The organism is Nocardioides sp. (genome assembly GCF_036503465.1).
Classification (GTDB): Bacteria; Actinomycetota; Actinomycetes; order Propionibacteriales; family Nocardioidaceae; genus Nocardioides.
Map to the genome: position 1 here is coordinate 96,925 of NZ_DASXWU010000023.1, position 13,303 is coordinate 110,227.

Annotated in this window: 8 protein-coding genes; all 8 read right to left on the reverse strand. The window is 70.1% G+C overall.

Annotated features, from left to right (window positions below):
* Entirely contained in the window at window positions 1–1,008 is a 1,008-nt protein-coding gene (locus VGK78_RS03725; RefSeq protein WP_331526006.1) for a DNA topoisomerase IB, read from the reverse strand.
* 137 nt (window positions 1,009–1,145) lie between these two features.
* Window positions 1,146–2,132 carry a hypothetical protein gene (locus VGK78_RS03730; RefSeq protein ID WP_331526007.1) on the reverse strand — a complete coding sequence of 329 codons (987 nt, stop codon included), beginning with the start codon at window positions 2,130–2,132 and terminating at the stop codon, window positions 1,146–1,148.
* A gap of 5 nt (window positions 2,133–2,137) precedes the next feature.
* Window positions 2,138–3,346, reverse strand: coding sequence for an SAM-dependent methyltransferase (locus VGK78_RS03735; protein ID WP_331526008.1), 1,209 nt, complete (start codon window positions 3,344–3,346; stop codon window positions 2,138–2,140).
* A gap of 151 nt (window positions 3,347–3,497) precedes the next feature.
* Window positions 3,498–4,379: an NUDIX domain-containing protein gene (locus tag VGK78_RS03740; RefSeq protein ID WP_331526009.1), complete on the reverse strand. Its 882-nt coding sequence runs from the start codon at window positions 4,377–4,379 to the stop codon at window positions 3,498–3,500.
* 36 nt (window positions 4,380–4,415) lie between these two features.
* Entirely contained in the window at window positions 4,416–5,663 is a 1,248-nt protein-coding gene (locus VGK78_RS03745) for a geranylgeranyl reductase family protein (RefSeq protein WP_331526010.1), read from the reverse strand.
* Window positions 5,664–5,780: 117 nt separating this feature from the next.
* Window positions 5,781–7,064, reverse strand: a complete 1,284-nt coding sequence (locus tag VGK78_RS03750) for a DUF429 domain-containing protein (protein WP_331526011.1) — start codon at window positions 7,062–7,064, stop codon at window positions 5,781–5,783.
* Window positions 7,065–7,250: 186 nt separating this feature from the next.
* Window positions 7,251–11,150: a DNA-directed RNA polymerase subunit beta' gene (locus VGK78_RS03755; RefSeq protein ID WP_331526013.1), complete on the reverse strand. Its 3,900-nt coding sequence runs from the start codon at window positions 11,148–11,150 to the stop codon at window positions 7,251–7,253.
* Window positions 11,151–11,266: 116 nt separating this feature from the next.
* Window positions 11,267–13,303 (reverse strand): DNA-directed RNA polymerase subunit beta (locus VGK78_RS03760; RefSeq protein ID WP_331526014.1); only part of this gene is annotated, 2,037 nt, incomplete at its 5' end.

Below are 13,303 nucleotides of genomic sequence, written 5' to 3' on the forward strand. Positions count from 1 at the left end.
TCACGAGTCCTTGAGCAGCCGGAGCACCGCGCGCTCGAGGATCGTCTGCCGTTCGTCCGGCGAGGCGGCCTTGCGGCGTACGGCGGACCGGATCGTGCGGCCCTCCTCGTAGGCGTCGACGATGCGCGGGTCGACGTACGACGCGCGCGCCTGGGCCGGCGTGTTCCCGAGGAACTCCGCGACCTCCTTCATCGCGGCCACCTCTGCCCGCTTGCGTGACGCCTTGCTGGTGCCGGGCTCCTCGCTCTCTGCGAGCGCCGCGGCAGCGATGACCGTGGCGTGCCAGGTGCGGAAGTCCTTCGCCGTGGCGTCCATTCCGGTGGCGGCGCGGACGTACTCGTTCACCTGCTCGGCGTCGAGGACGTGCCAGCGGCCGCGCTCCTTCCAGGCGAGGAGCGTCACGTCCGCCGGGGCGCGGCGCTTGCGCATCATCTCGAGCGCCTCGACCGTGGGCGGGTCGTCGATGGTGACCTCGTGCTCGACGCCGGACTTGCCGACGAAGTCGAAGACCAGCGAGGAACCCTTCCGGCGCACGTGGCGCCGCTGCAGCGTGGTGAGGCCGAAGCTGCCGTACCGGTCGGCGTACACGTCGTTGCCGATGCGGAAGTACCCGAGGTCGAGCATCCGGACCGCGGCCGCGCACGCCCGGTCGCACGACATGCCGGCCGTGCCGAGGTCGGTGATCACCCGCTCCCGTGCCCGCGACAGCACTCGGCCGAGCTCCAGCACCCGCACGTGCTTGGCCGCATCGCGCTGGGCACGCCAGTCGGGGTGGTAGAGGTACTGCTTCCGCCCGGCGTCGTCGGTGCCCACCGCCTGGAGGTGGCCGTTCGGCCACGGGCAGATCCAGACCTCCTCCCAGGCCGGCGGGATCACGAGCGCCTTGACCCGCTCCGCCTCCTCGGCCGGCAGCCGGGCGCCACGCTCGTCGAGGTAGACGAACCCCTTCCCGGCCCGACGGCGGCTCCACCCCGGGTCGTCGGGTGAGCTCCGCCTCAGCCGCGCCATGCCGCCCACGTAACCACGCGACGTACGCCGCATGCTTCCGGCCTGCACAGCGGCGTCGGACGGATAGTACGGATCACATGGCCGGTGGCGCCCGCGGGAAGACCGGCCGCGTGATCCGTACTATCCCGGGCTCCCGCTCAGTGAGGACGCAAGGCACGGACGAGGACGCCGAGCGCGACGAGACCGAAGAGGCCGCCGGCGACCCAGGGCCAGGCGTCGCGGGACGCCGGCTCGACCTCCGCCGGGTCGCTCGAGCGCGCGGCGTCGGAGTCGTCCGAGCGGGAGGACGACGGGTTGCTCGGCGCGGCAGACACCGCGGGGCGCACGGCGTCCTGGATCTGCTTCGGCAGTCGCACCCGGAGCACCGGTGCGTGCGGACCCTCCGACGAGACGTACACCTCGCCGTCCGACGCTACCGCGATCCCTTCGCCCTGACGCTGGTGCGGCAGCGCGAAGGACCCCACCGGCTGCAGCGACGGCCAGGCGTACACGACGGCGGTGGAGTAGTTGCGGACGACCAGGTGCTTGCCGTCGGGGAAGAACGAGCCGTCGGTCGCCACGGGCAGCACCCGTCCGATCGAGTGGAGCCGGTTGGTCGCGTTCGCATGCAGATGCTCGGGAACGGCGTACAGCACGCCGCCGAAGACGTTCTTGGTCGCGATGTAGAGCCGCCCGGTCGCGGGATCGCGCAGCAGGGTCTCGGCGTCCGTCGCGCCGTCGGGGTACGTCAGCCGGTACGTCGTGGCGTGCACCGTGCGGTCCCCCGGGCCGACCGGGACCCGGGCGATGTCGACCGAGGAGCGGTGGCCGAGGTTGTCACCGATGTCGCCGACCCAGACGAAGCCGTTGCCGGCGGGCGCTAGCGCCTCGGTGTCGGTGGGGTCGTCGGACCAGTGGGTGACACCGACCGTGCGCCCCGTGTCGTCGACAGCGAAGACCCGGCCGGTGTCACCCGAGTCGTTGGTGGTCAGGAAGAGTCCGTTCTCGGCGACGAGCGCGCTCGCCTCGACGATCGCGGGGTCGTCGAAGCTGAAGACGCGGTCGCCGGCCGGACCCGACGGAGTCACGGCGACACCGAGTGTGAAGGGGGCGGCGATCGCAAGGCCGGCCAGCAGGTGGTGCACCCGCGTCACCTCTGCTCGAGCAGCTCGCCGAGGCGCGGCTGCACACCCCAGGTCGCCACCAGCTCGTCGTACTCCCGGCGTGCCGCGCCACCCGAGGCCGGGCCACCCGTGCGGACACCGCGGAGCAGGGTGTTGCGCGGCGTGTGTTGACTGCCGACGAACTGCATGACGTCGACGCGATACCCCTCGAGCCGGAGCAGCGAGGCCCGCAGCGCGTCGGTGAGGGTGTCCGCGAACCTCTCACGGAGGATGCCGTGCCGGGTGAGCATCGCGTACGGCGCGGGCGTCGGCTGCTTGCGGAACTGCGCGGCGATGTCGTGGTGGCAGCAGGGAGCGGCCAGCACGAGCGGCGTCTCCCACTCCACGGCCCGGGCCAGCGCGTCGTCGCTCGCGGTGTCGCAGGCGTGCAGGGCCAGCACGACGTCGGGCCGTACGCCTGGACGCGCATCCCCGATCGAGGAGGAGATGAACGTCGCGTCGACGCCGAGCTCGGAGGCGAGCCTCTGGTTGTGGTCGCGCGACTGCTCGCGCTGGTCGATGCCCGTGAGGTGCACCGGCAGGCCGCGGACGTGGGTCAGGTACCGCTCGGTCACGAAGGTGAGGTAGGCGTTGCCGCATCCGAGGTCGACGATCTGCAGCGGCTCCTCGGGCGTCGGAGTGCGGAGGTGTCCCTTGGCGAGTGCGTCACCGATCGAGGCGTCGAGGATGCGCAGGAACTCCTCGACCTGCCGGTACTTGCCCTGCCGGCTCGGCTTCATCCGGCCCTCGTGGTCGGACAGTCCGAGCACCCGGAAGACCGGGTCGTCCTCCGCGAGCAGCCGCCCTTTGTCGCGGTCGTGGTCCCGATCGACCTGCTGCTCGGCGTCCCGGGCGCGGGAGTGGACGACCGCCTCGCCCTTCTTGGTCACCCGCAGCTGATGGGTCTCGGTCGTGGTCTCGACGTGCCAGTTGCCGAAGGGCTGGTCGAGCAGGTCGTCGAGGGCGGTCCGAGCCCGGTCGCCGACAGGATGGTTGCTGGTGTGCGCCTGTGCCTCGTCGTACGCCGTGACCTGGAGGTGGCGGCCGGACTTGAGGTCGACGTACCGGAGCTCGACGCGCCGCCACCGCGGCTGCGTGCCCCGCTGCCGGCCGGAGCCGACCGCGCGCACGAGCATCTCGTCGTCGAGGATCAGCCCGCGCATCCGGGTGAGGACGCGGAGGAGTGGCTCGCTCATCGTCGGGGTCCCTGCCTCGGTCCGAGCGCAGCGAGCGGCGTCGAGAGGTGGATCATCGCCGTACCACGGCGGCGATGATCACGATCAACAGCAGCCCCGCCAGGGCGACGGGGATGACGAGTCGCCGGTGCCGGGGGTTCACCGGGTCAGTCTAGGTATCCGCCTCCAACGCGGCCCGGACCACGTCGAGGGTGCGCACCTCGCCCGCCTCGATCTCGGCCAGCGGCACCCAGGCGGCGGCGTCGGTGGTCCCGTCCGTCTCGACCACCCGCGGCTCCGCCCCGACGGCGACGGTCCCGCGGAAGACGAGGTGCACCCCGTGGAAGTCCTCGAAGCGTCCGGACGGCGCGGTGCCCTCGAAGTGCGTGTCGTGGACGTCGAGGAGCTCGCCGACCTCGCAGTCGACGCCGCACTCCTCGCGGACCTCGCGGGCCACGGCGTCGCGCGGGGACTCGCCGTGGTCGAGACCTCCCCCGGGCAGCGTCCAGGCGCCGGGATGGGCACCGAGCGACGAGATCCGGGTCAGCAGCACGTCGTCGCCGCGGCGTACCAGCGCGTACACCGCGAGCCGCTGCAGGCGGAACGGTCGGTGGTCGGCGAGTGCCCCGGTGACGACGTCGGTGACCGGGAGCACCCCGGACAGGACGTCGGCGACGGGATGCCAGCCGACGTCGACCGTCGAGCCGCCGACCTCGACCACACGGGGGGCAGGGGCGTCGGCGGGCACCCAGGCGTCGTACACGATCCGGAGCGCCTGGTAGTCCCAGCGGCGCCCCTGCCGCCACATCGACGGGCGGTGCGCCGAGTAGACGTGCGCCGTCTCGCCGACCTCGGCCGCGAGCCCGGTCTCCTCGCGGATCTCGCGGACCAGGGCGTCGCGCGGGTCCTCGCCGTGGTCGACGCCGCCGCCCGGCAGGTGCCAGCGCTCGTCCGCCGAGATGCGGCGCGCGAGACGGGTCAGGAGGATCCGGCCCTCGCGGAGGATCAGTCCGTACGCCGCGACCCGCTGCACCTTCGGCAGGGTCTTCGGCATGGCTGCCTCCTCCGGACGGACCTCCGGCCCATCCTGTCAGGAGAAGGGTGGCCGGGTGTCCCGGGCTTGGGAGTGTCGGCCCGCCCAGCGCCAGACCCGGGCGGCGCGATCGCGGTCGTCGTCGGTGACGAGGTTGCCCATCCAGCGCAGGGCCAGGGTCATCAGCCAGTCGGAGCGCATGCCGGCCGGCCCGAGCGCGGCGAGGAGGTGCGGGATCGTGACCAGCCCGGCGAGGCGACGGGCGATCGAGAACGCCTCGCCGTAGTGCTCGGTGAGCGTGGCCGGCCAGGCCGTCTCGAGGTCGGCCCCGTCGGCGATGAGCTCGGCGACGAGGCGGCCGCCCTCGAGGCCGTAGTCGATCCCCTCGCCGTTGAGCGGGTTGACGCAGGCGGCGGCGTCACCGACCAGGACCCAGTTGGGTCCGGCGATCCCGCTCACGGCGCCGCCCATCGGCAGCAGGGCACTCGTGGGCGCCCGGAGCTCGTCGCCGAGCCCGAACGCCTCGCGCACGTCGTCGGCGTACGTCGTCATCAGCCGGCGGACCGGCAGTTCGGCCGGGCGCTTGGCTGTGGCGAGGGTGCCGACACCGAGGTTGACCTCGGCGGTGCCGGACGACGAGCCGAGGGGGAAGATCCAGCCGTAGCCGGACAGCACCTCGCCGCGGTCGCCGCGCAGCTCGAGGTGGGAGCTGATCCACGGGTCGTCCGCCATCGTCGAGGTGACGTAGGCGCGTCCGGCCACGCCGTACACGGTGTCGCGGTGCCACTCCCGTCCGAGCAGCTTGCCGAGCGGCGACCGTACGCCGTCGGCGACGACCAGGCGTCGGCAGTCGACCTCGAGGGTCTCGTCGCCACGGCTGAACACGACCGACGCGACCCGGCCGCCGTCCCGGCGTACGTCGAGCGCACGGACGCCGTCGATCGCCCGCGCGCCCGCCTTGATCGCGGTGGTGCGGACATGGTCGTCGAGCTCGGTGCGGGCGACGGCCGAGCCCCAGTCGGGGAGATTCCCGCCCGGCCAGGGCAGCAGCAGGGTCTGGCCGAAGCCGTGGGTGCGGAGACCGCGGTTGACGGTGTGCGCGCGGAGCCAGTCACCGAGTCCGAGCCGTTCGAGCTCGCCGATCGCGCGTGGGGTGAGGCCGTCGCCGCAGGTCTTGTCGCGCGGGAACACCGCCGCATCGGTCAGGAGGACGTCGACCCCGAGCCGGGCGAGCCAGGCCGCCGTCGCCGACCCCGCCGGCCCGGCACCGACGACGAGGACGTCGGTCTCCTCCCGCGCGGTCATGCCCCGATTCTCTCAGGGGGCCCTTCGCCCTCCGAATCGACGCCGGGAGGGATCGTCCCCGACAACCGGCACCCCGGGGGGCGCTCCTGGGCGACCAGAAGGTCGGGGACCATCCCGTCAGACCCAGATCGCCGCCGGGATGCCGTCGGAGAAGACCTCGGGCGGGTCGGGCAGGGAGTACGCCGTGCCGGCGGCGTACCGGGCGGCGGTGAAGGCGACGACGCACGCGTCGAGCAGGTCGTCGGTCGCGTAGCCCCGGCCACGGTCGTACGCCGGAGGCTCCAGCCCGACGCTCCGGAGCGCCTGCAGCCGGCTCGCCGCTCCGTCCACCGTCGTCTTGCCCGGAAGCACGCAGGCCGGGTCGATCTCCGCGAAGCTCACCTCTGGGTGCGCCTCCACGACCGGTACCGGCGGGCCCGAGCGGACGTAGCCGTCGACCTCGAGGATCTTCGGCACGATCATGAACGTCTGCCGACTGATCCCCTTCCCGTCCGTCGTCGCCCGGCTGGCGTCGGTAGCCCCCGCGTACGTCGACTCCAGGGCCGTGGCGCGGGTCGGTGTCGGGAACACCGACGACTTGCGTCCCGCCGGGAGACGCCTGCGCGCCTGCAGGTCGGCCCGTCGACGTCCGCGATCGGGCAGCCCGATGGGGATGTCGACGGCCACCACCGCCAAATCGGGTTGACGGGTGCGGGCCGTCTCCACCAGGTCCTTGATCGCCGGCGCCACGAGAGCCTCGGCCGTCGTACCCGCGACGAGGACCCCGACCCAGCCCGCGCGGCACCCGTCCACCCCGAGCACGGATGGCCCGTCCGACCGTGTCGCCAATGCAACGGTCCACCCCGTCCGGGTCGCCCAGCTCTCGGCCGCACGCATCAGCAGCGGCTGCGCGGTCGCCTTGATCTGCCCGTACTCCATGAGGTCCGTGACGCTCGCGGCCAGCCGCGTCTTGAACTCGCCCCATGCGTCCCGGGCCGCGTCGTCGGCTCGCAGGAAGTCGCGGAACAGCAGCGCGTACCGGACGTTGCGACCACCGGCGACCCGGACGTGGACGTTCACAGCGCGACCTCCGGGGGGACCGGCGAACACCAGCTTGCGATAGCTGACCCCCTCGGTCACTTCGTCGTGGTTCCACGGCTCGGGGCGCATCCGGAAGCCGTGGCTCGCCATCGCCGTCGTGACGGCGTCCTCATCCAGCGCATCGACCTGCACCATCAGGTCGAGACAGTCCTTGGCCGGCAGGCCTGGGACGCTGGTCGAGCCGATGTGGTCGACCGACAGCGCGCCGGGCACGCGCTCCTGCAGGAGCCCGAGGTACGTGGCTGCCTCGTCGCCCCAGGTCCCCCGGTAGGCCGAGACCTCCACTCCCCGCTTCGTGAACGCCTCATCCGGGAACGGCATGAGGTCACCCTAGGCGTGAGGTTTCTGCCAGTTCAGCGCTGCTCGGCGTGCTTTGTCTGCCGGGTCAGCGTGGTGATGCTCTGGGTACACCGACTGGATCTCGACGCGACAAGGCCCGCCCACCTGCGTGGGCGGGCCTCGTCTTGCTCGATCGGGTTCCTCACACCAGAACTGAGCGCTTCGCGCTCAGTTCTGGTACGAACCAAAGTCGAAGTCGTCCAGGGCCACTGCCTGGCCGGCGCCGGTGTTGCCGAACTCGTAGTCGTACGAGTCGTACCCGGTCACGGCGTACGCCGCCGCGCGGGCCTCCTCGGTCGGCTCGACCCGGATGTTCCGGTAGCGCTCCAGGCCGGTGCCGGCCGGGATGAGCTTGCCGATGATCACGTTCTCCTTCAGACCACGAAGGCTGTCGGAGCGGGCGTTGATGGCCGCGTCGGTGAGCACCCGGGTCGTCTCCTGGAAGGAGGCTGCCGAGAGCCACGACTCGGTGGCCAGCGATGCCTTGGTGATGCCCATCAGCACGGGACGACCCGAGGCCGGCTTGCCGCCCTCGGAGACCACCCGACGGTTCTCCTCCTCGAAGATCACCCGGTCGACCAGGTCGGAGGGCAGCAGGTTGGTGTCACCGGACTCGATCACCGTGATCCGGCGCAGCATCTGCCGCACGATGATCTCGATGTGCTTGTCGTGGATCGACACGCCCTGGCTCCGGTAGACCGCCTGGACCTCCTCGACCAGATGCTCCTGCGCCTTGCGGACGCCGAGGATGCGCAGCACCTCATGCGGCTCCGGCGTACCGACCGTCAGCATCTCGCCGACCTCGATGTGGTCGCCGTCGGCGACCAGCAGGCGAGAGCGCTTCGAGACGGGGTACTCCAGCACCTCCGAGCCGTCGTCGGGAGTGACGATGACCTTGCGGGCCTTGTCGGTCTCCTCGATCTCGACCCGGCCGGCCGCCTCGGAGATCGGGGAACGACCCTTCGGGATACGCGCCTCGAAGATCTCCTGGACACGCGGCAGACCCTGCGTGATGTCGTCGGCCGACGCCACGCCACCGGTGTGGAAGGTCCGCATCGTCAGCTGCGTGCCGGGCTCACCGATCGACTGCGCCGCGATGATGCCGACGGCCTCGCCGATGTCCACCAGCTTGCCGGTGGCCAGCGACCGGCCGTAGCACTTGGCGCAGGTGCCGGTGCGCGCCTCGCACGTCAGCACGGAGCGGACCCGCACGGACTCGATGCCGGCCGCGACCAGCTCGCCGATCCGGACGTCGCCGAGGTCCTCCCCGGCCGGGGAGAGCACCTCGCCGGTCTCCGGGTGAGTGACGTCCACCGCGGTCGTCCGGGCGTACGCCGAGGTCTCGACGTTCTCGTCCTTGCGGACCACGCCGTCCTCGCCCCGGACACCGATCCGCTTCTCCATGCCGCGCTCGGTGCCGCAGTCGTCCTCGCGGATGATGACGTCCTGTGAGACGTCCACGAGACGACGGGTCAGGTACCCGGAGTCCGCAGTACGGAGAGCGGTGTCGGCCAGACCCTTGCGGGCACCGTGCGTGGAGATGAAGTACTCCAGCACGGACAGACCCTCACGGAAGTTGGCCTTGATCGGGCGCGGGATGATGTCGCCTCGCGGGTTGGCCACCAGACCACGCATCGCCGCCACCTGACGGATCTGCATCATGTTTCCGGAGGCGCCGGAGTCGACCATCATGAAGATCGGGTTGGTCCGGTCGAAGGACTTCTCCATCTCCTTGGCCACGTCGTTCGAGGCCTGGGTCCAGATCTCGACCAACTCCTGGCGACGCTCCTCGTCGGTGACCAGGCCGCGCTCGAACTGCTTCTGGACCTTGTTGGCCTGCGACTCGTAGCCCGCCAGGATCTCGCCCTTGCTCTGCGGGGTCGTGACGTCGTCGATCGAGACCGTCACGCCCGAGCGGGTGGCCCAGTGGAAACCGGTGTCCTTCAGGGCGTCCAGCGACGCGGCGACCTCGACCTTGGTGTAGCGCTCGGCGAGGTCGTTGATGATCGCCCCCATGGCCTTCTTGCCCACCTCGTAGTTCACGAAGGGGTAGTCGGCCGGCAGGGTGTCGTTGAACATCGCCCGGCCGAGGGTCGTCTCGAGCGTGATCGACTGGCCCTCCTCCCAGTCCGCACCGAGCTCGAGCTCAAGCGGCGGGACGATGTCGTCGAAGCGGATCTTGACCTTGCTCTGCAGGGTGATCTCGCCCCGGTCGAAGGCCATGATCGCCTCCGCGACGTTCGCGAACGCACGGCCCTCGCCCGGCTCGCCCTCACGGTCGGTGGTCAGGAAGAACAGACCGATCACCATGTCCAGGGTCGGCATGGTCACCGGACGACCGTCCGACGGCTTGAGGATGTTGTTCGTCGAGAGCATCAGGATCCGCGCCTCAGCCTGCGCCTCGGCGGACAGCGGCAGGTGCACCGCCATCTGGTCACCGTCGAAGTCGGCGTTGAACGCCGTGCAGACCAGCGGGTGGATCTGGATCGCCTTACCCTCGATCAGCTGGGGCTCGAAGGCCTGGATGCCCAGTCGGTGCAGGGTGGGCGCCCGGTTGAGCAGCACGGGGTGCTCGGTGATGACCTCCTCGAGCACGTCCCACACCACGGCGTACCGGGACAGGCCGGACGTCGCCCGCTCGACCATCCGCTTGGCGGACTTGATGTTCTGGCTGTGCGACAGGTCCACCAGCCGCTTCATCACGAACGGCTTGAACAGCTCCAGCGCCATCTGCTTGGGCAGACCGCACTGATGCAGCTTCAGCTGGGGACCCGACACGATCACCGAACGGCCGGAGTAGTCGACGCGCTTGCCCAGCAGGTTCTGCCGGAAGCGGCCCTGCTTGCCCTTGAGCATGTCGGACAGCGACTTCAGCGGACGGTTGCCCGGCCCGGTGACCGGACGACCACGACGGCCGTTGTCGAACAGCGAGTCGACGGCCTCCTGGAGCATCCGCTTCTCGTTGTTGACGATGATCTCGGGCGCCCCGAGGTCGAGCAGCCGCTTGAGGCGGTTGTTCCGGTTGATGACCCGGCGGTACAGGTCGTTGAGGTCGGAGGTCGCGAACCGGCCACCGTCGAGCTGCACCATCGGGCGCAGGTCGGGCGGGATGACCGGGACAGCGTCGAGGACCATGCCCTGCGGCTTGTTGTCGGTCTTGCGGAACGCGTCGACGACCTTGAGCCGCTTCAGGGCACGCACCTTGCGCTGACCCTTGCCGTTGGCGATGGTGTCGCGCAGGTTGGCGACCTCGGCCTCGATGTCGAAGCTCTCGAGACGCTTCTGGATGGCGGTGGCCCCCATGTGGCCCTCGAAGTACTTGCCGAACCAGTTCTTCATCTCGCGGTAGAGCATCTCGTCGCCCATGAGGTCTTGGACCTGCAGGGACTTGAAGGTGCTCCAGACCTCCTCGAGCCGGTCCAGCTCGCGCTGCGCCCGGTCGCGGATCTGCTTCATCTCACGCTCGGCGCCGTCGCGGACCTTGCGGCGGGCATCGGCTTTGGCACCCTCCTCCTCGAGGGCGGCGATGTCCTCCTCGAGCTTCTTGGAGCGGTCGTCCAGCGCGCCGTCGCGACGCTTCTCGAGGCGCTCACGCTCCAGGCCGACCTTGTTCTCCAGGGAGGAGAGGTCGCGGTGGCGTGCGTCCTCGTCGACGTGCGTGATCATGTACGCCGCGAAGTAGATGACCTTCTCCAGGTCCTTCGGAGCGAGGTCGAGCAGGTAGCCGAGCCGGCTCGGGACACCCTTGAAGTACCAGATGTGGGTCACCGGAGCGGCGAGCTCGATGTGGCCCATCCGCTCGCGGCGGACCTTGCTGCGGGTCACCTCGACGCCGCAGCGCTCGCAGATGATCCCCTTGAAGCGCACGCGCTTGTACTTGCCGCAGTAGCACTCCCAGTCCCGGGTGGGACCGAAGATCTTCTCGCAGAAGAGGCCGTCACGCTCGGGCTTGAGCGTGCGGTAGTTGATGGTCTCCGGCTTCTTGACCTCGCCGTGGCTCCACTGACGGATGTCGTCCGCGGTGGCCAGGCCGATCTGAAGCTGGTCGAAGAAATTCACGTCGAGCACGGTGGCTGCAATCCTTCGTTCGTTTCGAATTCTCTAGAGGCTGTGGACCGAGTCCCCTTCCCGGTGGTCTCGAGACGGCGCTGGCGCGCCTCCTCAACCACCGGGATGCGGGGCACTCAGACTTCCTCGACGGAGCTGGGCTCGCGGCGGGACAGGTCGATGCCGAGCTCCTCGGCCGCCCGGAAGACGTCTTCCTCGGCGTCCTTCATCTCGATCGCCGTACCGTCCTGCGACAGCACCTCGACGTTGAGGCAGAGCGACTGCATCTCCTTGACGAGCACCTTGAACGACTCGGGGATGCCGGAGTCGGGGATGTTCTCGCCCTTGACGATGGCCTCGTACACCTTGACCCGGCCCGGCACGTCGTCGGACTTGATGGTCAACAGCTCCTGGAGGGCGTACGCCGCTCCGTAGGCCTCCATCGCCCACACCTCCATCTCGCCGAACCGCTGGCCGCCGAACTGGGCCTTACCGCCCAGCGGCTGCTGCGTGATCATCGAGTAGGGGCCGGTCGACCGTGCGTGGATCTTGTCGTCGACCAGGTGGTGGAGCTTGAGGATGTACATGTAGCCGACCGCGACCGGGTCGGGGAACGGCTCGCCGGAGCGCCCGTCGAACAGACGCGCCTTTCCGTCCCGGCCCACCACGCGCTCGCCGTCCCGGTTGGGAAGGGTCGCGCCGAGCAGCCCGGTGATCTCGTCCTCCTTGGCGCCGTCGAAGACCGGCGTCGCCAGGTTGGTGTCCGGGTCGGCCTTGTCGGCGTGGATCTTGATCAGCCGCTGCTTCCAGTCTGCGTTCTTCGGGTCGTCGGACAGGTTGAGGTCCCAGCCCTGCTTGGCCAGCCAGCCGAGGTGCAGCTCCAGGATCTGCCCGATGTTCATACGACGCGGGACGCCGAGCGGGTTGAGGATCACGTCGACCGGGGTGCCGTCCTCCATGAACGGCATGTCCTCGATCGGCAGGATCTTGGCGATCACGCCCTTGTTGCCGTGTCGGCCGGCCAGCTTGTCACCGACCGAGATCTTCCGCTTCTGCGCGACGTACACGCGCACCAGCTGGTTGACGCCCGGCGGCAGCTCGTCGCCCTCCTCACGGTCGAAGACCCGGACACCGATGACGGTGCCCTCCTCGCCGTGCGGCACCTTCATCGAGGTGTCGCGGACCTCGCGCGCCTTCTCACCGAAGATCGCGCGCAGCAGCCGCTCCTCCGGGGTGAGCTCGGTCTCGCCCTTGGGCGTGACCTTGCCGACCAGGATGTCGCCCGTGGTGACCTCGGCGCCGATGCGGATGATGCCGCGCTCGTCGAGGTCGGCCAGCATCTCGTCGGAGACGTTGGGGATGTCGCGGGTGATCTCCTCGGGGCCGAGCTTGGTGTCGCGGGCGTCGACCTCGTGCTCCTCGATGTGGATCGAGGTGAGGATGTCCTCCTGCACCAGACGCTGGCTGAGGATGATCGCGTCCTCGTAGTTGTGGCCCTGCCACGGCATGAAGGCGACGAGCAGGTTGGTGCCCAACGCCATCTCGGCCTCGTCGGTGCAAGGTCCGTCCGCGATCGGGGAGCCCTCGACGAGCTTGTCACCCTCCGCCACCAGCGGCCGCTGGTTGATGCAGGTGCCCTGGTTGGAGCGGCGGAACTTCGACAGCTTGTACGTCGTGTAGGTGCCGTCGTCGTTCATCACCTCGATGGCGTCCGCCGACACCTCCTTGACGACACCGGCCTTCTCGGCGGTGAGCACGTCGCCGGAGTCGACCGCCGCGCGGTACTCCATGCCGGTGCCGACCAGGGGCGCGTCGCTGGTGATCAGCGGCACGGCCTGGCGCTGCATGTTGGCACCCATCAGGGCCCGGTTGGCGTCGTCGTGCTCGAGGAACGGGATCAGGGCCGTCGCGACCGAGACCATCTGCCGCGGCGAGACGTCCATGTAGTCGACCTCGTCGGCCAGGATCTCGCTGACCTCGCCGTGCCGCTGCCGGACCAGCACGCGCTCCTCGGCGAAGCGGCCCTTGTCGTCCAGCGGCGCGTTCGCCTGGGCGATGACGTACTTGTCCTCGTCGTCGGCGGTGAGGTAGTCGATCTGGTCGGTGACCTTGCCCTTGACGACCTTGCGGTAGGGCGTCTCCACAAACCCGAACGGGTTGATCCGGCCGAAGGT

What these genes read in the sequence shown, in the direction of transcription:
- VGK78_RS03725 (WP_331526006.1), bottom strand. Translation starts at nt 1,008, where the DNA reads ATGGCGCGGCTGAGGCGGAGCTCACCCGACGACCCGGGGTGGAGCCGC.
- VGK78_RS03735 (WP_331526008.1), bottom strand. Translation starts at nt 3,346, where the DNA reads ATGAGCGAGCCACTCCTCCGCGTCCTCACCCGGATGCGCGGGCTGATC.
- VGK78_RS03740 (WP_331526009.1), bottom strand. Translation starts at nt 4,379, where the DNA reads ATGCCGAAGACCCTGCCGAAGGTGCAGCGGGTCGCGGCGTACGGACTG.
- VGK78_RS03745 (WP_331526010.1), bottom strand. Translation starts at nt 5,663, where the DNA reads ATGACCGCGCGGGAGGAGACCGACGTCCTCGTCGTCGGTGCCGGGCCG.
- VGK78_RS03750 (WP_331526011.1), bottom strand. Translation starts at nt 7,064, where the DNA reads ATGCCGTTCCCGGATGAGGCGTTCACGAAGCGGGGAGTGGAGGTCTCG.